The organism is Flavobacterium sp. MMLR14_040 (genome assembly GCF_033657265.1).
GTDB lineage: Bacteria > Bacteroidota > Bacteroidia > Flavobacteriales > Flavobacteriaceae > Flavobacterium.
In genome coordinates, this window is the sequence record NZ_JAWVWO010000002.1 from 420,847 (window position 1) to 440,385 (window position 19,539).

General features: G+C 33.8%; 23 protein-coding genes and 1 tRNA gene. 8 read left to right on the top strand and 16 right to left on the bottom strand.

Annotated features, from left to right (window positions below):
* The first annotated feature begins 91 nt into the window (after positions 1-91).
* The 3 genes from SD960_RS04690 (at position 92) to SD960_RS04700 (ending at position 2,532) form a co-directional block, all read left to right on the top strand.
* Entirely contained in the window at positions 92-940 is an 849-nt protein-coding gene (locus tag SD960_RS04690; RefSeq protein WP_318801190.1) for a glycosyltransferase family A protein, read from the top strand.
* Between the two features lie 81 nt (positions 941-1,021).
* Positions 1,022-1,771, top strand: coding sequence for an ABC transporter permease (locus SD960_RS04695; protein ID WP_318801191.1), 750 nt, complete (start codon positions 1,022-1,024; stop codon positions 1,769-1,771).
* On the top strand, positions 1,768-2,532 hold the full coding sequence (locus SD960_RS04700) for an ABC transporter ATP-binding protein (RefSeq protein WP_318801192.1): 765 nt from the start codon (positions 1,768-1,770) through the stop codon (positions 2,530-2,532). Before SD960_RS04695 ends, SD960_RS04700 begins: the two co-directional genes overlap by 4 nt.
* A gap of 98 nt (positions 2,533-2,630) precedes the next feature.
* Here SD960_RS04700 and SD960_RS04705 read toward each other — a convergent pair whose 3' ends face one another.
* The 13 genes from SD960_RS04705 to SD960_RS04765 form a co-directional block, all read right to left on the bottom strand.
* The gene (locus SD960_RS04705; protein WP_318801193.1) at positions 2,631-3,233 is read right to left on the bottom strand and encodes a SprT-like domain-containing protein; all 603 of its coding nucleotides are present in this window, start codon (positions 3,231-3,233) and stop codon (positions 2,631-2,633) included.
* Between the two features lie 26 nt (positions 3,234-3,259).
* The gene (locus SD960_RS04710) at positions 3,260-3,628 is read right to left on the bottom strand and encodes a four helix bundle protein (protein ID WP_318801194.1); all 369 of its coding nucleotides are present in this window, start codon (positions 3,626-3,628) and stop codon (positions 3,260-3,262) included.
* A gap of 27 nt (positions 3,629-3,655) precedes the next feature.
* Positions 3,656-4,333, bottom strand: a complete 678-nt coding sequence (locus tag SD960_RS04715) for an SDR family NAD(P)-dependent oxidoreductase (protein WP_318801195.1) — start codon at positions 4,331-4,333, stop codon at positions 3,656-3,658.
* Positions 4,334-4,370: 37 nt separating this feature from the next.
* Positions 4,371-5,342 (bottom strand): M20/M25/M40 family metallo-hydrolase, encoded by a 972-nt coding sequence (locus tag SD960_RS04720; RefSeq protein WP_318801196.1) that lies wholly within the window; start codon positions 5,340-5,342, stop codon positions 4,371-4,373.
* 25 nt (positions 5,343-5,367) lie between these two features.
* Entirely contained in the window at positions 5,368-6,024 is a 657-nt protein-coding gene (locus SD960_RS04725; protein WP_318801197.1) for a hypothetical protein, read from the bottom strand.
* 2 nt (positions 6,025-6,026) lie between these two features.
* A complete protein-coding gene (locus SD960_RS04730; RefSeq protein ID WP_318801198.1) occupies positions 6,027-7,061 on the bottom strand; it encodes a D-alanine--D-alanine ligase in 1,035 nt (344 codons plus the stop codon).
* A gap of 10 nt (positions 7,062-7,071) precedes the next feature.
* Complete coding sequence (locus tag SD960_RS04735) at positions 7,072-7,782, bottom strand: NRDE family protein (protein WP_318801199.1); 711 nt, start codon at positions 7,780-7,782, stop codon at positions 7,072-7,074.
* Entirely contained in the window at positions 7,770-8,258 is a 489-nt protein-coding gene (locus SD960_RS04740; protein WP_318801200.1) for a DinB family protein, read from the bottom strand. The genes SD960_RS04735 and SD960_RS04740 overlap by 13 nt, the downstream gene beginning before the upstream one ends.
* 2 nt (positions 8,259-8,260) lie before the next feature.
* Complete coding sequence (locus SD960_RS04745; protein WP_318801201.1) at positions 8,261-8,647, bottom strand: DoxX family protein; 387 nt, start codon at positions 8,645-8,647, stop codon at positions 8,261-8,263.
* 5 nt (positions 8,648-8,652) lie between these two features.
* On the bottom strand, positions 8,653-9,114 hold the full coding sequence (locus SD960_RS04750) for a YHS domain-containing (seleno)protein (RefSeq protein WP_318801202.1): 462 nt from the start codon (positions 9,112-9,114) through the stop codon (positions 8,653-8,655).
* Positions 9,115-9,119: 5 nt separating this feature from the next.
* On the bottom strand, positions 9,120-9,716 hold the full coding sequence (locus SD960_RS04755) for a peroxiredoxin-like family protein (RefSeq protein ID WP_318801203.1): 597 nt from the start codon (positions 9,714-9,716) through the stop codon (positions 9,120-9,122).
* An 89-nt stretch (positions 9,717-9,805) separates the two neighbouring features.
* On the bottom strand, positions 9,806-10,483 hold the full coding sequence (locus tag SD960_RS04760; protein WP_318801204.1) for a Crp/Fnr family transcriptional regulator: 678 nt from the start codon (positions 10,481-10,483) through the stop codon (positions 9,806-9,808).
* A 103-nt stretch (positions 10,484-10,586) separates the two neighbouring features.
* The gene (locus tag SD960_RS04765; protein ID WP_318801205.1) at positions 10,587-11,729 is read right to left on the bottom strand and encodes an acyl-CoA dehydrogenase; all 1,143 of its coding nucleotides are present in this window, start codon (positions 11,727-11,729) and stop codon (positions 10,587-10,589) included.
* Between the two features lie 461 nt (positions 11,730-12,190).
* Here SD960_RS04765 and SD960_RS04770 point away from each other — a divergent pair, with 461 nt between their 5' ends.
* From SD960_RS04770 to SD960_RS04780, 3 genes are all read left to right on the top strand, one after another.
* Positions 12,191-12,766, top strand: a complete 576-nt coding sequence (locus tag SD960_RS04770; RefSeq protein ID WP_318801206.1) for a chalcone isomerase family protein — start codon at positions 12,191-12,193, stop codon at positions 12,764-12,766.
* 146 nt (positions 12,767-12,912) lie between these two features.
* Positions 12,913-14,139 (top strand): Glu/Leu/Phe/Val dehydrogenase dimerization domain-containing protein, encoded by a 1,227-nt coding sequence (locus tag SD960_RS04775; RefSeq protein WP_318801207.1) that lies wholly within the window; start codon positions 12,913-12,915, stop codon positions 14,137-14,139.
* Between the two features lie 349 nt (positions 14,140-14,488).
* Positions 14,489-15,391: an energy transducer TonB gene (locus tag SD960_RS04780; RefSeq protein WP_318801208.1), complete on the top strand. Its 903-nt coding sequence runs from the start codon at positions 14,489-14,491 to the stop codon at positions 15,389-15,391.
* Positions 15,392-15,846: 455 nt separating this feature from the next.
* On the opposite strand, the gene SD960_RS04785 is transcribed toward SD960_RS04780, so the two are convergent.
* Both SD960_RS04785 and SD960_RS04790 read right to left on the bottom strand, forming a co-directional pair.
* Entirely contained in the window at positions 15,847-16,242 is a 396-nt protein-coding gene (locus SD960_RS04785) for an ExbD/TolR family protein (RefSeq protein ID WP_073395636.1), read from the bottom strand.
* Positions 16,243-16,246: 4 nt separating this feature from the next.
* Positions 16,247-16,942 (bottom strand): MotA/TolQ/ExbB proton channel family protein, encoded by a 696-nt coding sequence (locus SD960_RS04790; protein WP_042565805.1) that lies wholly within the window; start codon positions 16,940-16,942, stop codon positions 16,247-16,249.
* A gap of 130 nt (positions 16,943-17,072) precedes the next feature.
* Here SD960_RS04790 and SD960_RS04795 point away from each other — a divergent pair, with 130 nt between their 5' ends.
* On the top strand, positions 17,073-18,299 hold the full coding sequence (locus SD960_RS04795; protein ID WP_318801209.1) for a folylpolyglutamate synthase/dihydrofolate synthase family protein: 1,227 nt from the start codon (positions 17,073-17,075) through the stop codon (positions 18,297-18,299).
* Positions 18,300-18,477: 178 nt separating this feature from the next.
* Positions 18,478-18,555 (top strand) — tRNA-Val (locus tag SD960_RS04800).
* A 256-nt stretch (positions 18,556-18,811) separates the two neighbouring features.
* Here SD960_RS04800 and SD960_RS04805 read toward each other — a convergent pair.
* Positions 18,812-19,519 carry a DUF6090 family protein gene (locus tag SD960_RS04805; RefSeq protein ID WP_318801210.1) on the bottom strand — a complete coding sequence of 236 codons (708 nt, stop codon included), beginning with the start codon at positions 19,517-19,519 and terminating at the stop codon, positions 18,812-18,814.
* Positions 19,520-19,539: the final 20 nt, after the last annotated feature.

Genomic DNA, 19,539 nt, shown 5'->3' on the forward strand with positions numbered 1-19,539 from the left:
ATCTTACACTAATGATTTAGGTTTAAATTTTAGATAAAAGCAAAAAAATCTAAAATCTAAAATCTAAAATCTAAAATCTAAAATTTTTTAAATGAAATATTACATCGTTATTCCCGCGCACAACGAGCAAGACCTGATTGGTTTGACATTGCAATCTTTGGTTTCGCAAACTGTTTTACCTTCAAAAATTGTAGTTGTAAACGACAATTCAACAGATAAAACAGAAGAAATCGTTTTGGGTTTTGCAAAAGAAAATCCGTTTATTTCTGTTGTGAATAAAACTTCAGATGCGATTCACATGCCGGGAAGCAAAGTGATTCAGGCTTTTCAGAAAGGCTTTGAAACTTTGGATTCAGAATATGATATTATTGTAAAAATAGACGGCGATTTAATTTTCCCTTCCAATTATTTCGAGACTATTATCAATCATTTCCAATCTGATCCAAAAATCGGAATGGTGGGCGGATTTTGCTACATTGAAAAAAATGGCGATTGGGTTTTAGAAAACCTGACGGATAAAGATCATATTCGCGGTGCATTGAAAGCATACCGTGCAGCAACTTTCCAGCAAATTGGAGGTTTAAAACCCGCAATGGGCTGGGATACCGTTGATGAATTACTTTGCAAATACTATAACTGGAAAATAGTTACAGACGCTTCTTTACATGTAAAACATTTAAAACCAACAGGTGCAAATTACAATAAAACAGCACGTTATAAACAAGGCGAAGCTTTTTATACTTTAGGATACGGTTTCTGGATCACGGCAATTGCTTCGGCAAAACTGGCTATGATGAAGAAAAAACCATTCTTATTTTTTGATTATATCAGAGGATTCTGGAAAGCAAAAAAAGCAAAAACCCCTTTATTAGTCACCCCCGAACAGGCTAAATTTATAAGAAAATATCGTTTTGAGAAAATGAAACAAAAGTTAATTTGATTCGAAAAACAACCGAAAATCGATAACTCATAACCCAAAACTCATAACTTATTTTTACCTTAGCCAATATTTGTAAAACTTATGATGCTAATTCGTTACTTATCTCAGATAGGAAGATATTTTTTAATGCTGAAAGAAATTTTCAATAAACAGACCAAATGGCCTGTAATGAGAAACTTAATTTTCAAGGAAATAGATGATTTAATTATTGACTCACTCGGAATTGTTTGTTTTATTTCTTTCTTCGTTGGAGGAGTTGTTGCCATACAAACAGCTTTAAACTTAACTAATCCTTTAATTCCAAAATATTTAATTGGTTTTGCTACTCGTCAATCTGTAATTCTAGAGTTTGCCCCTACTTTTATTTCGGTTATTATGGCCGGAAAAATGGGATCTTTCATTACGTCAAGTATTGGTACAATGCGTGTTACAGAGCAAATCGATGCCTTAGAAGTTATGGGTGTAAACTCATTAAACTACCTTGTTTTTCCTAAAATTATTGCCTTACTATTATATCCTTTTGTTATTGGAATCAGTATGTTTTTAGGGATTTTTGGTGGATGGCTTGCCGGAGTTTACGGTGGTTTTACAACCAGTGCCGCTTTTATTGATGGTGCACAAATGGAATTTATTCCGTTTCATATTGTTTATGCTTTTATCAAAACCTTGATTTTTGCTATGTTATTGGCAACAATTCCATCATTTCATGGTTATTATATGAAAGGTGGAGCTTTAGAGGTTGGGAAAGCAAGTACAGTATCGTTTGTTTGGACATCAGTTTCAATCATTCTTTTTAATTATATACTAACACAATTGTTACTGGGATCATGATAGAAGTAAAAAATTTAGAAAAATCATTTGGAGATAGCAAAGTTCTAAAAGGGGTTTCGACAGTTTTTGAAACTGGAAAAACCAACTTAATTATTGGACAAAGTGGATCTGGAAAAACTGTTTTATTAAAAAGTTTATTAGGAATTCATATTCCTGATTCCGGAACTATTGAATTTGACGGACGAGTTTATGCTGATTTAGATCCGGATGAAAAAAGAGAATTAAGAACGGAAATTGGAATGGTTTTTCAGGGAAGTGCCTTATTTGATTCGATGACTGTTGAAGAAAATGTAGCTTTTCCTCTAAAAATGTTCACCAACGATAATAAAGCGAAAATCAAAGAGCGTGTTGATTTTGTTTTGGAAAGAGTAAATCTTGTCGATGCGCACAGAAAATTACCTTCAGAGATTTCAGGAGGTATGCAAAAACGTGTAGCTATTGCACGCGCGATTGTAAACAATCCGAAATATTTGTTTTGTGATGAACCAAACTCTGGTTTAGATCCAAATACTTCTACTTTGATTGATAATCTGATTCAGGAAATCACTAAAGAATATAATATCACCACCGTAATTAATACGCACGATATGAACTCGGTTATGGAAATTGGTGAAAACATCGTATTCCTTAAAAAAGGTTTAAAAGCCTGGCAGGGAACCAAAGAAGAAATCTTTAGAACTGATAATAAAGATATTGTGAAGTTTGTTTATTCTTCAAACCTGTTTAAAAAAGTAAGAGAAGCGTATTTGAGAGAAGGGTAAGCTTTTTCAAATTCCAATATATACAGGAAATTCCAATAAAAAAATCCAAATTCCAAACTTGCTTAGTTTTGGAATTTGGATTTTTTTTATTGGAATTTCTACTGAATGTTGATCAGTTCAACTTCAGCATTTGGATTAAAAAGATAGGTCCTTCCTGAGCTTATTTCGATGCATTCAAAACGTTTTGTTCTCACGGCAAGTTTCTTGAATATCTTTCCGTTTTTTATTCTGAAAACACTTCCGTATGGAATCTCAAAAACATAGTTTTTATCGTTTTCCTTGTCATATTGCTTTAAAGCCAAAGACAAAGTAGTATCGGTATCACTACTTGCCGTAGGATTCTTAAAATGCCTCGCTAACAACGGTAATAATTGTCCCGGGAAAATTTCCGGACGAATAAACGGAACCATTAATCTTTGAAAAGTAAATTTCCATTCATCCCCGTGCGGTTTTATATTTCGTCCAAACTTTTCAAAAGCAACCAGATGTGCAATTTCATGAATCAACGTCATCAAAAAACGATATTTATTTAAACTTGCGTTTACCGTAATTTCATGCTTACCGGTATGTCCACGTCTGTAATCGCCATGACGCGTTTGACGCTCATTGACAATTTTGAGATGAACCTGATTGGCAACAATCAACTCAAATGCAGGCTTTACAGCATGTTCCGGTAAATATTTAGCTAAGGTTTCGTTCAAAATAATTATGAGTTATGAAGTATGAGTTATGAATTTACTAATTTGTTATTTTTCTTTGATGTAATAATAATACTTTTTATGATTTTCAAAACTTCACTACATTGATTATGCATTGACTCAAATTCTATTTGAGAAATATAATTTGTTCCAATTAATATTTCCAGCCAATACATTGATTCATCACATTCTTTCTGGGAAATTGATAATTTATGAATAAAATCAGCTTTACTTTGTGCATTTACAGCTTCTCTAACATTTGCACCAACAGAAGTAACTGAACGTAAAAATTGTTTACTCATCACAAACTCTTTCTTCTCAGCGACTAACCATTTGTAAAAATTAACTCCTCTAATAGCTAATTCAAAACTCTTAACCTTCACAATACTCTCACTCATAATTCATAACTTATAACTCATAATTAATTAAGGATTGGTAGAAGAAACTTCCAACACTTTCCCATTAAAATATTTATTTCCGTTTAAAGTAAAATCATAAATATAAGTGGCCATTCCTTCGGCAGAAATTGGCGCCTGATATCCCGGGAAAGCTTCATTTAGCATTTCTGTCTGAACAGAACCTAAAGCCAAGACATTAAACGAAATTCCTTTTTCTTTGTATTCTTCGGCTAATAATTCTGTTAAAGTAATTACGGCTCCTTTGCTTGAACTGTAAGCTGCCAATCCGGCAAATTTAAGACTTCCCCTAACTCCGCCAATTGAACTTATAGTTACAACGTGGCTTCCGCTTTGAAGATACGGCAAACAGATTCTCGTAAGATTGGCAACTCCAAAAACATTCACTTTGTAAATACTTTCAAAATCTGCCTGGGTAGTTTCTGCGAAAGGTTTTAATAACAACGCTCCTGCGTTATGCACAACGGCATCCACTTTTTTCCATGTTGAAGAAAGAAAATCATCCACAATCTGCAATGCTGATTCGTTTGCCAAATCAACTGAAAGGCAAGTTATATTTTGATGTTGTAAAAGTGCCTGAGGTGTATTTCTCGAAATAGCCAAAACCTGATGGCCTGCATTAGCAAACTGCAAAGCCAATTCATAACCAATTCCTCTACTCGTTCCGGTAACAATAATATTTTTCATGTGGCAAAAATAAGCAATCCAACAAAAAGAGTTATTATTATTTCATTGTAATTTCCTCTGTTGGAGTATCTGCCATTTTCGTTACGGCTGGTAAAAATTCCTGAATAAAAGCGGTCATATGCGGAATATCCATTACTTTAAATTCATCTGAAACATGATGATAGAATTCGAAATTTTCAAAATCAAAAGTGCTTATCGATTGACATGGTTTTTTGAATGCTTCATAAAAAGAGAAATTGTCCGATCTGTAAAACAATTTATACTCTGCTTCTTTTGGTAAAAAACCAATTGTATTTTTTCCCGTATACTGGTTTATTTTTTCTGCCATGTTTGACTTATCAAAACCCGTAATGTATGCCAAATAATCTCGTTTCATCGGTACACCAATCATTTCGATATTCAATTGTGCATATAAATTAAAATCCTGTGATTTTAGTTTTTGAACTAAACTTTTAGAACCCAAAAGTCCTTTTTCTTCTCCGGCAAAAAACACAACCAAAATACTTCGTTTATTCGATTTTGTTTCTGTAAAATATTTTGCCATTTGAGCCACAGCCGTTACGCCCGAAGCGTCATCGTTTGCTCCATTATTGATAACATCATCTTGTTTCTTTTTCTCTAAACCAATATGATCGTAGTGTGCGCTTAAAACCACAAACTCTTTTTTTAGCACGGGATCTGTTCCTTCAATAACTCCAACGATATTAAAAGCCGGCAATTTAAAATTGGTAAGTGTATCGCGATAGGTTTTAAAATAGGGTTTTACATTATTTGTTTTTAAGAAATCTTCTAAAAATACTGCTGCTTTTTCTATTCCTCTTGTTCCGGTTTCGCGGCCTTCTAATTCATCTGAAGAAAGATATTTTAAGAAATCCGAAACCTCAGTTTCCTGAACCTTGTATGTTATTTCAATTGGTTTTGATGTTTCTTTTGACGATTTATCGCCTACTGTAGTATTCGATTTACATGCCAACAAAACAAACGGAAGAAGAAAATATAGTTTTTTCATGGATGAAGAGTTTTAGCTTTAGAACCTAAATCCCTAAAGCAGATGATTTAAAATATTTTTTATACACTTTAAATACCTGAATACTTCCCAATAGAATGAAAAACAACGGAATAAAAACAGGCATTATATACTTTGAAAATGGGTTTGTTTTTTGAAAAAAGGTTTGCAATGTTACGATCAAACTCAACATTCCTAAAAAGACACCAATTAAAGTTCCTGCAATATAATAATATTTTAGCTGTTTTTCGGTTGCAATATATTTTCCATTAATTAAATATAGATTCCAACTCGTCCAGAATGGCACTTGCAAAAAATTGATACAATTTAAAATAAGGCCAATTACAAATGGTGAATACCTTAAAAATTGATTTATATGACTATTTGCAGATGTCGTTTGATTGGAATTTGAATAAAATAAGTAAGCCAGAACAAACATGAATACAACAGCAAAAAAATCAATAATTTTCATTAATCTTTTATTGTTAACCAATTGTCTGGCAAAAAGCAGCGTAAAATAAATCACAAATGTTTCAACAAAAATAACTCCGAATAAAAATAAAACTAAATTATGAAGTCCTGATCTTGAATAAATTTCTAATCCTGCGAGATTTAAATATCCAAGCGGAATTGAACCGATGAAACTCACCAGGAAACCAACGCAGATATTTTTTAATCTTTTCATTTTTAAATATTCATAATCTTATTATTCTGGACAAGATGCAGTTTGTATTCCCGCATCCCTACTTTATAATCTAAATACGGAACACCCATTTTATGATTCACAACGCTTATTTCGTACATATACGTAATATGTCTGGCGAGTTCTTTCCAGGCAAACCAAACGGAATGTTTAGGATCATAAATATGTGTTGGTTCGCTCGCGGCGCCGTTAAGTTCGACAATTAAAAAGTTTTCTCCTCTTTCTAATTCTTCAAAAGTGTTGTACATGATATCAAAACGCCCGAAGTAAAACTCCGGAATTTGAGTTGCAATATGATCAATCATCGCGGTTAGTTTTGGTGTAATTAAATCGCTTCCATCCAAAAATTTAGCGCCTCGCGCATGATTACCAAACGGAACTAAGTTTATGCTTTCATCTTTTCTTAAAACGCGTTTCAATTGATCTCCGTATTGTTCTTTTAAAGTTTCAAACTGAAACTTAAACCGTGGTGTTTTATTTATTAAATCTTCAATTGATGAAACGCCGTCACCTTTTACAATCAAAAATTCTTTTGAAACGATTCCCGTAATTTTTCCATTTTTTTGATGTGGATGACGTACATAAAAAACACCAACTTCGTTTTTAAACGGAATCAAATCCTGCAATAAAAAGTCGAAATTTGCTTTTTCTGCATACTCTTTTAATTCAGAAACTGTTTTTAATTTTTTTACACCTGAGCCTCGCTGACCAATATCCGGTTTTGCAATCAATGGAAAATAGATTCCTTTTTCGACAACTGTATCTACTATATATTTCAAATCTGTATTTTCCTTAATCAATATCGTTTTAGGATAATATTTTCTGGGCAGTAAATCGTAAATCTGTTTTTTGCTTTCCATCATAAATCCTCCATTCTTAATTTTCGGATTTGAAGCATTAAAGAAAAAGATAGATCTTGCTTTGATGGCATAATAAGCCCAAAGAAAATAAATAGGAATATACAAAACCTGAAATGGCCAGTATTCCCAATTGGTGATTTTATGAAAAAATAGCTTCATGATTACTTTATTAAATACTAATAAATGTTGTTGAAAAATCCTCTGCATTAATCAAATCATAATGTCTCATAATACCTTTGTTTTGTTCTATTGTGACTTGTGTAATACTCAATGTTTTTAAAATATCCTGTCTGTTTATTACTAAACCATTTTCGGTATCGTCATCTTGTGTATTTCGATGAAAACGGAACATATCCTGTGGCGAAATTTCACTTTTATCTTTTAAAAACTGCGTGAACCAATCCGAGCGTTTTTTCCTTATTTCGCCTGGATATAAAGTAACCGACGACCAAATATGATTTTTATTTTCGTCTAGCCTTGTCATTCTTTTTCCGAAACCGTCCCAGATAAGTTCATATAATTTTTCTTCCTGATACAAAACCAATGTAAATGGCTCGATATTTTCGAGATCAATCTCAGACCAAAAATCCTTAGGAGAATCGCTGTATATAATATCCAAAGCAATCAATCCGCGGCTTTTTCTATAGGAGAAAGCCGCTTCATGTTTTACCAAACCACCATTTAAAAGCACTAAAACTGTTTTATCTGCATCAACAGCAAACCAGGTTCCGCCCGCTTTTGGATCTTTGGGATATATAACATTTTTTCCGTTTTGATTATAGTTTCTTGGTGCGATTGCGCTTGGCCGAATAAGTTGTTCGTCACGGTTCGAAGTAATTATTACAACGCCATTATTATTTACAAAACTTACTGTACACATTGTTTCCTATATTCTATTGTAGAGCGTGCTACTCCAAAATTTTCGTTTACCATAACGTTTTTATATTGCAAAACTGCCACTTTTATCAAAGCCTGATGATGAATGCAGTGTTCCAGATTGTATAATAATTCTCTATAATAATTGGTCTGAATTCGCATGTTTAGTCCATCAATAAAATGCTCCAGATAAAGTATTTTATTTTCGCTTTTCAAACCTCTTTTTATTTCAAAAATGCATTGTTTTGCATAATCTGTTTCGGTTTGAATTTGTATATTTCTTTCTCTTTGATCATAATTTAAAACTCCTGATTCATAGCTTTTATCCAAACATTGAAACATCTCAAGAATATGTCTGGTGTGTTCTCCAATACTTGAATTACTTAAAGCTTCACATGGCTTTGAATAATCATGATCTGATAGCTGACCTAACAAATTAATTAGCTCATCTAAACTGCGATGTATCGATTTTATCAACATAATTATTTTGTTTTTAAAGGGTTAAAAAAATTATTTCTACTCAGATTAATTAATTCTATGCAACTCAATAACACGATCAATGCCAATACAAAGAGTAATCCTCCGTCGTTTTCAACTGCTATTCCCAAAATAAATAAATGCGAAAGAATAGCACCCGTCATAATTCCGCACGCTAATAAAGCGCCCATCCAGGTTGTTTTCGGAATTAATATTAAAGTAGCAGCAATCAATTCTACAATTCCGGAACCAATTCTGCCGTAAGGTTCCATTCCTAGTTTCGAAAAAATATAAACACTTTCTTCAGCACCGCTGAATTTAAAAAATAGTGTCTGCAATAAAATAGAAGAAGCCACTATTCTTAAAAACCAGATTATTTTTTTTCTTTTCATGATTTCTATCCTTTATAAAATTTCTTCCAGTTTGTATCTGCTTTCGACTTTAAATTAGCTTCGTCTTTATTCCAGCTTTTCAATGTGTTATTAAAATATTCATTGTAAAATAGATAAAGTTTTCCATCAATAATTTTAAAAGTCTCGGGATTTATTTCAACTTTTCCACCTGAACTTCCCATCGCATACGCGCACCATCCACCATATTGAGGTTCGTATTTGGAAGGATTTTTTAAAAAAGCATCCTTATTTTCGTTAGATGAAAATTTATAAATCACGCCTTGATACAATGCCGAAATTTCTTTTTTTCCTTTTATTGCTTTCGCCTGATTAAAATAAGCAACAGGATCATAACCCTGGATCGCCACTTTATTTTCTACATTATATTGAGCGACACGCTTTGAATCGTTTTGCGAAAATGAAACAACAGAAATAAATAGTGATACGAATACTAATAACTTTTTCATCTTATTTATTTTAAGTTTTTTAATACCGAAATCAACAATTCAGATGAGATTCGGTGTTTAAAATCCGGCGAAATATATTCGAACAAAATAGCACTATCCGTATTTACCACAAAAACAGAAGGAACCGGTAAAAAACTCGTATTCATCCCATTAGAATGTACGTTAATTACTTCTTTATAGTTTTCAGGAGCTTCAAAAATAATTCCCATTGCTTTTATTAAATCGCCTTTTGAGTCAGAAAGCAATGTGTATTTTACCTTATCTTTTTCTGCCGTAATTTTTAAATTTTCAGGAGTATCCGGACTTATCGCTATAATTTGATAACCTAAATCCAGGATTTTTTTTTCGGCATCAGCCAAAGCGGCAAGATGCATATTACAATACGGGCACCAGCCGCCACGGTAAAAAACCAAAACTGTTTTTTTATTTTTAAATAAATCAGAAAGTTTTGCATCCTTATTTTCAGATGATTTTAAAGTAAGATCCGGAATTTTTTCTCCTATTAATAGCGGAGCAATATCTGTCGCAGTTTTAGGAATTGCGTCTTGCGCATTAGCAACGAAACTTAACGTTGCCAAAAGCATAAAAATTAGTTTTTTCATAGTTTTTACATTTATCATTATTGATGATGTAAAACTACTTTGGTCTCAAAAAACAAAATGTCGGCTAATTTACACTTAGCCTAAAATAATTATAACTTGGTAATATCCTGTATCACAATCTCACTCCTGCTATAATGCAAAAGGTTATTATTTTCCATTTCATTTAATAACTGAGTGGCGGTTTGCCTTGAAGTACAAATAATTTGCGCGATATCTGTTTGGGTCAAATAATTTTCGATGGCCACCATATTTCCTTTTCTCACGCCTTCTTTTTCGGCCCAGTCTTTTAGAAATTGGTACATTCTGGTTTTGGCATCTTTAGAAATTAAATTAGAATAACTGTTTTTGATGCGTTTCATTTTCAAACCAACAAATTTGGTATATGAAAGTGCCAATGAGGGATTTCGAAGCAATAAATCTTCAAAATCTGACATTAAAAAACTACAAATAGCCACATCATCAGAAAGTACTTTGGCATATTCTTCGACTTTATCATCGGTTTCCAGAGTCAATTCACCAAATAAATCTCCTTTCTGGATAATATCTTTTATGGTTTCGTTGCCATCTTCATCAATAGCAACAATTTTAATATTGCCTTTTTTAAGTAAAAATATACGCGGAACATCCGAAGAAGAGAAATAAATAATCTCGCCTTTTGATGCTTTTTTAAAACCTGTAATAATACACAATTGCTTTATTTGAGAAAAACTCAATGTTCTAAACAATTTATGATCACGCAAATACCAATATTTTAAATCTTCGTACATATAAATTTGCTTTCTGTAAATGTAACAAATTTAGGAAGCAAACAAAAAACCCTTTCGAAGCCAAAAGCCTGAAAGGGTTTAAATTTTATTTTTGTAAGGAAAATTATCCTGCAATTACCGATCTTGAAATTACAATTTTTTGAATTTCTGAAGTTCCTTCGTAAATCTGAGTGATTTTTGCATCACGCATAAAACGCTCTACATGATATTCTTTTACGTAGCCGTTTCCACCGTGAATCTGCACAGCTTCAACAGCTGTATCCATTGCCACCTGCGAAGCAAATAATTTTGCCATTGCTCCACTTACATCGTAATTTTTGTGCTGGTCTTTATCCCAGGCCGCTTTCATACATAAATGACGCGCCGCTTCAATATTTACAGCCATGTCTGCCAATTTAAAAGCAATTGCCTGATGATTGCAGATTTCAGTTCCAAAAGCTTTTCTTTCTTTCGAATATTTCAATGCCAGTTCGTAAGCTCCCGAAGCAATTCCCAAAGCCTGAGAAGCAATTCCGATACGTCCACCCGCAAGGGTTTTCATTGCAAATTTAAATCCGAAACCATCTTCGCCAATTCTGTTTTCTTTTGGAACTTTTACATCATTAAACATTAAAGAGTGTGTATCCGAACCACGAATTCCCATTTTTTGTTCTTTTGGACCAACAGAAAAACCAGGCATATCTTTGGTCATAATCAACGCATTGATTCCTTTATGTTTTTTCTCAGCGTGTGTTTGTGCAATTACCAAATAAACAGATGCTGTATTTCCGTTCGTAATCCAGTTTTTTGTTCCGTTTACCACATAATGGTCGCCCATGTCAATAGCAGTTGTTTTTTGCGAAGTGGCATCACTACCCGCTTCCGGCTCGCTTAAACAGAAAGCGCCGTGAATTTCGCCAGAAGCTAATCCCGGTAAATATTTTTGTTTTTGCTCTTCGGTTCCAAATTCTTGTAACCCCCAGCAAACTAATGAATTATTAACAGACATTACTACAGAAGCCGAAGCATCAACTTTTGAAATTTCTTCCATTGCAATCACGTACGAAATGGTGTCTAAACCGCTTCCGCCGTATTTAGGATCAACCATCATTCCCATGAACCCGAGTTGTCCCATTTTTTTTACTTGTTCTGTTGGAAAAATTTGTTTTTCATCGCGTTCGATAACTCCCGGCAACAATTCGTTTTGTGCAAAATCTCTCGCAGCTTGTTGAATCATTAAATGTTCTTCGGTAAGATTGAAATCCATAGTGTCGTTTATTTTTTGTTTTTGCTAAACCAAATTAAAAATAGTAGTTCAGCTAGTGGTTTTTTGTGTTTTTGAATTGCTCTTTCTTCACCTGAATAAAGGCTTTCAAAGATAATTTTTAAAGTCGAATTAACAATGCGTGCATATAATTTTAAGATATTAGCAAGAATCACGATAACGTTTTCGTAATTATGTTGAATTTTAGTCTCTATAACGTCAAATTTGCAACATTTTCTTCAAAATTTGAGAATTAAGTTATGGATAAAAAACGTAAATTCTACACGTTTAAATAATATCAATCTCACAAAAACCAAAAGCTTCAAAAACACGTATATGTACGTAAAACAAGTCTTACTAATTTGATTATGAATACACTACATCAAAAAAAATAATTTTAATATGTTAAAATATCGGAAAATTAACATTAATTTTGCCTAAAAAAAATAAACTATCGATCGAGTATGAAAAAGATTTTACTATTATTTGCATTCATTTTAAGCCTTCAGTTTTCAACAGTTTCCGCACAAACTCACCTTGAGGTAAACGGCGTTACTGTACCCAGAAAAATTGAATTTCAAAACAAAACTTTACAGCTTAATGGCGCGGGCGGAAGATCTAAAATGTGGTTAGAAGTTTATGTTCAGGCTTTGTATTTATCTCAATTAAGCCAGGATCCAAAATTCATTATTGACAGCGATACTGAAATGGCGATTCGAATTGAAATTACCTCATCAATGGTTTCTTCAAACAAATTAACCAAAGCGATGAATGCAGGTTTTGAAAAATCGGCCGGAAGTAATTTTGATGAACTAAAACCAAGAATCGAAGATTTTAAAAAATTATTAAGTGATGTTATCACAGAAAAAGATGTATTTATTCTGGCATACAATCCTTTTGATCAAACGATCAACGTAATTAAAAATGATGTTTTAAAAGGAAAAATTCCTGGATTTGATTTCAAAAAAGCATTATTCGGAATCTGGTTATCTGACAAACCGGTTGATGATACCTTAAAAAAACATTTATTAGGGCAATAATTTAATTATCTGAATTATATAAATTTCAAAGCCGAAAACTATTACGTTTTCGGCTTTTTTATTTTGTTGAATAAAATTGCTTCAAAATACATTATTCGCATTATTCTATTTTATACTTTTACGCAAAATAAACATATCTTAACAAAATGAAAGATTTATTACAGCAATTTGAAAATAAAGAACCTGAAATTGTTTTTAACTGGAAAGACTCTGAAACTGAAGCTGAAGGTTGGACAGTAATTAATTCACTTCGTGGAGGAGCCGCGGGTGGTGGAACAAGAATGAGAAAAGGCTTGGATATGAACGAAGTTTTATCACTGGCCAAAACTATGGAAGTAAAATTCTCGGTTTCAGGTCCAGCAATTGGCGGTGCTAAATCCGGAATTAATTTTGACCCGAACGATCCTCGTAAAAAAGGTGTTTTACAACGTTGGTACAAAGCGGTTTCGCCTTTATTAAAAAGTTATTACGGAACTGGTGGAGATTTGAACGTGGATGAAATTCACGAAGTGATCCCGATGACAGAAGAATGTGGTGTTTGGCATCCGCAGGAAGGTGTTTTCAATGGACATTTTAAACCAACTGAAGCCGATAAAATCAATAGAATTGGTCAATTACGTCAAGGAGTAATTAAGGTAATCGAAAACCCTAAATTCTCACCGGATGTAACTCGTAAATATACTGTTGCCGATATGATTACCGGTTACGGTGTTGCTGAAGCTGTTCGTCATTTTTATGCGACTTACGGCGGAGACATAAAAGGCAAAAAAGCAATCGTACAAGGATTCGGAAACGTAGGTTCTGCAGCGGCTTTTTATTTAGCCGAAATGGGCGCAAAAGTGATCGGAATTATTGATCGTGACGGAGGTTTAATTAAAGAAGAAGGTTTTTCTTTTGAAGAAATCAGAACGTTGTTTTTAAACAAAGACGGAAACAAATTAGTTGCCGACAATATGATTCCGTTTGAAGAAATCAACTCAAAAATATGGACCATTGGTGCTGAAATTTTCACACCTTGCGCTGCTTCGAGATTGGTTCAACAAACGCAAATTGATAGTTTAATCGCCAATGGATTAGAAGTTATTTCCTGTGGTGCTAATGTTCCTTTTGCAGATAAGGAAATTTTCTTCGGATCGATCATGGAAGAAGTGGACCGTAAAGTAAGCTTGATTCCGGATTTTATTTCAAACTGCGGAATGGCGCGTGTTTTTGCTTATTTCATGGAGAAAAAAGTTCAAATGACAGATGAGGCGATCTTCAATGATACTTCGGATATTATTAAAAATGCGATTGTAAAAGCTCACGCTTTAAATTCATCAAAAACAAATATTAGTGCAACGGCTTTTGAGATTGCATTGAAACAATTAGTATAATTTTTTTTATACTTTATATTTCTAAACGAGCTAAAATTTTGGCTCGTTTTTTTTTGCAAACGATTTTACCGCAGAGTTCGCAAAGTTTTTTCGCAAAGTTCGCGAAGTTTAATTGAGTTGATTCTCAAGCTAAGTTCGCAAAGTTGTTTGTTTTAATCGCGCAAAGGCGTAGAGTCGCAAAGAAAACTTAAAAAGAAAAACTTTGCGGATTTGCGTCTTTGCGAGAAATAAATGACGTTCCTTGCGTAAAACCTTGCGAACTTTGCGGTTAAATTCTCTCGCATATTCTAAACAATTTTTACTACTTTTAAACGTTTTTATTAAATACATTACAAAATTCAGAATCAAAATGAGTTCCACGGATTCTTCAGATAAAAAGAAATCATTATTATTCACCACGGCGATATATGCGGTAATAATACTATTGCTGTTTTTTATACGCTTTTGGCCTCCATACAATCCGGAAAACAACGCAGCACTTGCAGAAGGCGGTGGCGGCGGTGGCGTGACTGTAAATTTTGGAGATAGCGATGTAGGATCTGGGGCGAATTATAAAAGTGAAGTTTTAAACGTTAAAAACGAATCAAAAGCGACGCGTGCAAAAGCAACGCCCGATGAAGCGATTATTACCCAGGAAAACACAGCAGATGATGATAATGACGTCGTTATTCCCGTAAAGGAAAAACCTAAAAAACCTGCTCCCGTTGAAAAACCGGAAACAAAGCCTGTACCTCAAAAACCAAAAGTTTCGAATTCTACAAACGATGCTTTATCAAGCATTTTAAAAGGATCGAACAAAGGCGGAGACGGCGATGATAAAGCAGCCGGAAATAAAGGAAAAGCAAACGGAAGTTTAGGATCTAACGGCTATTACGGAACCGGAGGTTCTGGTGGCGGAACCGGAGGAGGAAACGGAACCGGAAATGGCATTGGTACCGGAAGCGGTTACGGAGCCGGAAGCGGCGGAGGTTCTGGCGGTGGATCAGGATACTCGTTAGGTAACCGAAAAGCATTATCGAAACCTGCACCAAAATATACGTGTAACGAAGAAGGAAAAGTTGTCGTGGAAGTTACAGTCGACCAAAACGGAAAAACAATAAGTGCAAGAGCAGGAATAAAAGGAACAACCAATACAGCAAGCTGTTTATTGGATCAGGCAAAAATTGCTGCTATGAATACTAAATGGGATGCTGACAGTAATGCTCCTGCAAAACAAATCGGTAAGATTATTTATAATTTTAGTTTGAATTAAAACACGAATTCACGGATTTTCACGAATTATAATGAACATAAAAAAGGCTTTCTAAAAATCAGAAAGCCTTTTTTATTGGTCTTTTTGTCATTTGCAAAGTAACCACAATCTTGTCATCCTGACGGAGGAAGGATCACACGCGAAACCCCGCTAAGTAATTCCACAATCTTTGTCGAACATCTTTGTCGAACTCCTAATGCGATCCTTCCTTCGTCAGGATGACAAGATTGCGTGACATAGCAAGTGAGATTGCTTCGTTCCTCGCAAAGACATCTCCCGTTAAACCCGAAAAGTTTTAAAAACCTGTCGGGTTTACTTTAAGTTTCTGTTTGCGTGAGGGATAGGAGCAAGCTACCGAAGTAGCGCGGATAGCCCGACCGGAATTAAAAAATGGGCGAATCAACACAATGCTGATTGGCCCATTTTTTTATTGTGGTCACGCCCAAATGATAAATTTACTTCGGACTCGTAGCAATTACAAATTTCAAATTGTTCTTTACTCCTATTTGCAATACATCGACTAAATCCTGAACCTGCAAATTAAACGGAATTCTTACAACAACGGTTTGTTGTTTGTCTGCTCCTATTTTCGCCATCAAACTCGTTTCCAGTTCTTCAAACTCAACTGGCTGTTTGTCGATGTAGAATTTTTTATCTTCTGTAACCGATAAACTGATTAATTGTTTATTGGTTTTTTCATTTGATTTCGCTTTTGGCAATGTCATTTTAATAACATTAGGATTTGCAAGCGTTGATATAATTAAGAAAAACAACAGCAAGAAAAACATAATATCACTAAGTGAGGAAGTCGCCACTTCGGCATGAAATCTTCTTTTTCTTTTGATAGACATAACTTTATGCTCTTTGAATTATATTGACAAATTCTAATATTTGTTTCTGAATCTTCAAGGCAAAATCATCAATTTTTCCGTTGAGTAAATGGTACGCGCTATAGGCAATAATCCCCACAATTAATCCGGAACCTGAACTGATCATTTTTTCATATAAACCTCCTGAGATGTTTCCGATACTAATATTTTCAGTTACAGAAATGCTATAGAAAATCTTGATAACTCCGGAAATAGTTCCGATAAAACCTAATGTTGGTGCAATACCAGCGATAAGTCCTAAGTGACCTAAATGTCTTTCCATTTCGCCAATTTCGATATCGGCAGCACGGTCCATGTTTGATTCAATTTCGGCAATTGGTCTGCCGATTACCAAAACTCCTTCTTTTAAAATATTTCCTGCAGCTGTATTGCTTCTTTCTACAATGGTTCTCGCTAATTCGATATTTCCTGCATTTAATTTATCAGCTACATCCTGCATTAATCTTGCATCAATTTTCGACGCTTTACTGATATACATGTAACGCTCAAAAATGACGTAAATAGTGTAAAAAAGCAAAATGGCAATTGGTATTAAGAAAAAACCTCCTTTTAAGATAAATCCTAAAACAGAGATTTCGGTATTTGGTGCAATTTTTTCGATAACTACGTTAGATGCAGCGTTTGCGATAGTATCTGCTTGTAATTGAATGAAGCTAAACATATTTTAATTCTTGTTTTTAATAATTAATTCTAAAAAATATTTCAATTTTGCATTAAAGATAATTTCACTGTAATATTAAACTAAAAAAACCGGAAATTATTTCAATCGCTAACTATTTTATCCAAATATAATGAACTATCAGGAAACCACAAATTGGATGTTTAACCAATTGCCCATGTATCAACTTCAGGGTGCTTCGGCGTACAAAGAAGATTTAACCAACATTAAGTTGCTTGCGGCGCATCTTGATAATCCACAAAACCAATTAAAGTGTATTCATGTTGCCGGAACAAACGGTAAAGGTTCTACTTCGCACATGTTGGCTTCGGTTTTGCAGGAAGCGGGATATAAAGTTGGATTGTATACTTCGCCACATTTAAAAGATTTTAGAGAAAGAATAAAAATCAACGGTCAGGATATTTCTGAAGATTTCGTGATTGAATTCGTTGCCAAACACAAAGATTTTTTTGAAGCCAATGATATGAGTTTTTTCGAAATGTCTGTTGGATTAGCTTTTGATTATTTTGCTGCAGAAAAAACAGATATTGCAATTATAGAAGTTGGATTGGGCGGAAGACTGGACGCTACAAATATTATTACGCCATTGGTTTCGGTGATTACCAATATCGATTTGGATCACATGCAATTTCTAGGAAACACCACTACGGCAATTGCAGGAGAAAAAGCCGGAATTATTAAACCGAATGTTCCTGTCGTAATTGGCGAATATACCGAAGAAACGGAAGCGGTTTTTTTAGCAAAAGCCAAAGAAAATAATGCACCAATTTATTTTGCTGCCGATTTGATTTCAGGCGTTTTTCCGTCTGATTTACTCGGAGATTATCAGTTTCACAATAAAAAAACGGTTCAGCAGGTTGTTGTAGTTTTAAATTCACAAACCGATTTTAAAGTTTCGATTGACAATCTAAAAAGCGGTTTATTAAACACGGTAAAAAACACCGGTTTACAGGGAAGATGGCAGCAATTGGGCGAAAACCCAAAAATAATCTGTGATACGGCGCACAATAAACATGGTTTGGCGGTTGTGATGAATCAGATTCAGAAAGAAACTTTTGAAAAGCTGCACATTGTTTTGGGAGTCGTAAATGACAAAGATCTTGATTCTATCTTGCCGCTTTTCCCTCAGAAAGCACAATATTATTTCTGCAGGCCGAATTCGTCTAGAGGATTAAGTACTGAAATTCTCCAGGATGCAGCCAAAAAGTATAATTTATTGGGAGAAAAATACGAATCGGTTGAGCTCGCTTTCGCGGAAGCAAAGAAAAATGCCTCACCAAATGATTTTATTTATGTTGGCGGAAGCACTTTTGTTGTAGCAGAATTGCCTTTGAACTGAGGAAAAGGAAATTTGCAGAAAAAAGTTTAAAAAAATCATTTTAATAACAAATTCATAAACAGCAAGATATAATGAATTTGAAAAAAAGTTTTCTTTTTTATTCTATTTTCTTTGCAGAACTCAAAAACTAGCGTATATTTGCACTCGCAATCACAAACGATAGCAACCTAGTAAAATAGGGCGATTAGCTCAGCTGGTTCAGAGCACCTCGTTTACACCGAGGGGGTCGGGGGTTCGAACCCCTCATCGCCCACCAAGAAACTCCTTAAGAAATTAAGGAGTTTTTTTTATGGCTATATTTTAGTTTCTAGCTGTTGCGGGCACGGGAACAGAAAATATATCAGAGAATATTATTCAAACAAAAAAGAAAAGCTTTACAAACGTTTATCTAACCAGAAAAGGATAAAGTCGAATATCTGGAAAAAATAATAAAAGGAAAATAACCTTTTAAAAAAGCAAAAACTCCTTAATTTCTTAAGGAGTTTTTTATGGAATTATGTTGTGTGCCGTTTTTATTTATTCAGCTCTTTTTCAATATCTTTAATAAGTTCAACTGCTAGAGGTTTTGTGTTTTCGTTATAAACCCTAATGTTATTCTTACCTAGTCTGACAAGAAATTCGAGTGTCTTTTTAAATTTTGGGTCTGAATATAATTTTTCTTCTGGCTTATCGGCATTTTCTATCATTTTGTCAAAACACTTAAACAGAAAATCATTGTACATTTTATCAACTTCGTCCTGTGCCGGTACAAATATTTGGTAATAACTTAACATTTTCTGTTTTAATTTTTCATCCTCAATGTAGCCAATTTTACCACTTGACTTAAAACCTTCATAATTGCCAATATTCATTGTGTGCCCATGTGAATGGACTGGGAAATCAACTATATTTTTAGACTTATAAATACTGTCAAGTTGAAGAGGCGTTAATGCTAAAATTTTTTCATAGCTCATGTTTGACTTTTGGTATGCTTTCTTTTCATCGTCGATGTTTTTTATGTCATTCTTTAAATCATTCTTTAAATTAGCAAGAAACACGGATACCTCTTCTTGTTGATGCCTGTGTTCACTCCAGCCGTGCAACCCTATTGAAAGTGTTACTGCAAAAACGATTATGCATATTTCTATAATGATTTCTTTTACTTTCTCTCCCAATGTGTGTTTTGAATTTTTCACAGTTTTATAAATTTTTTCTGAATGTTTGGTTATTTCTTCTTGCATATTTTAGTTTTGTAATTTAA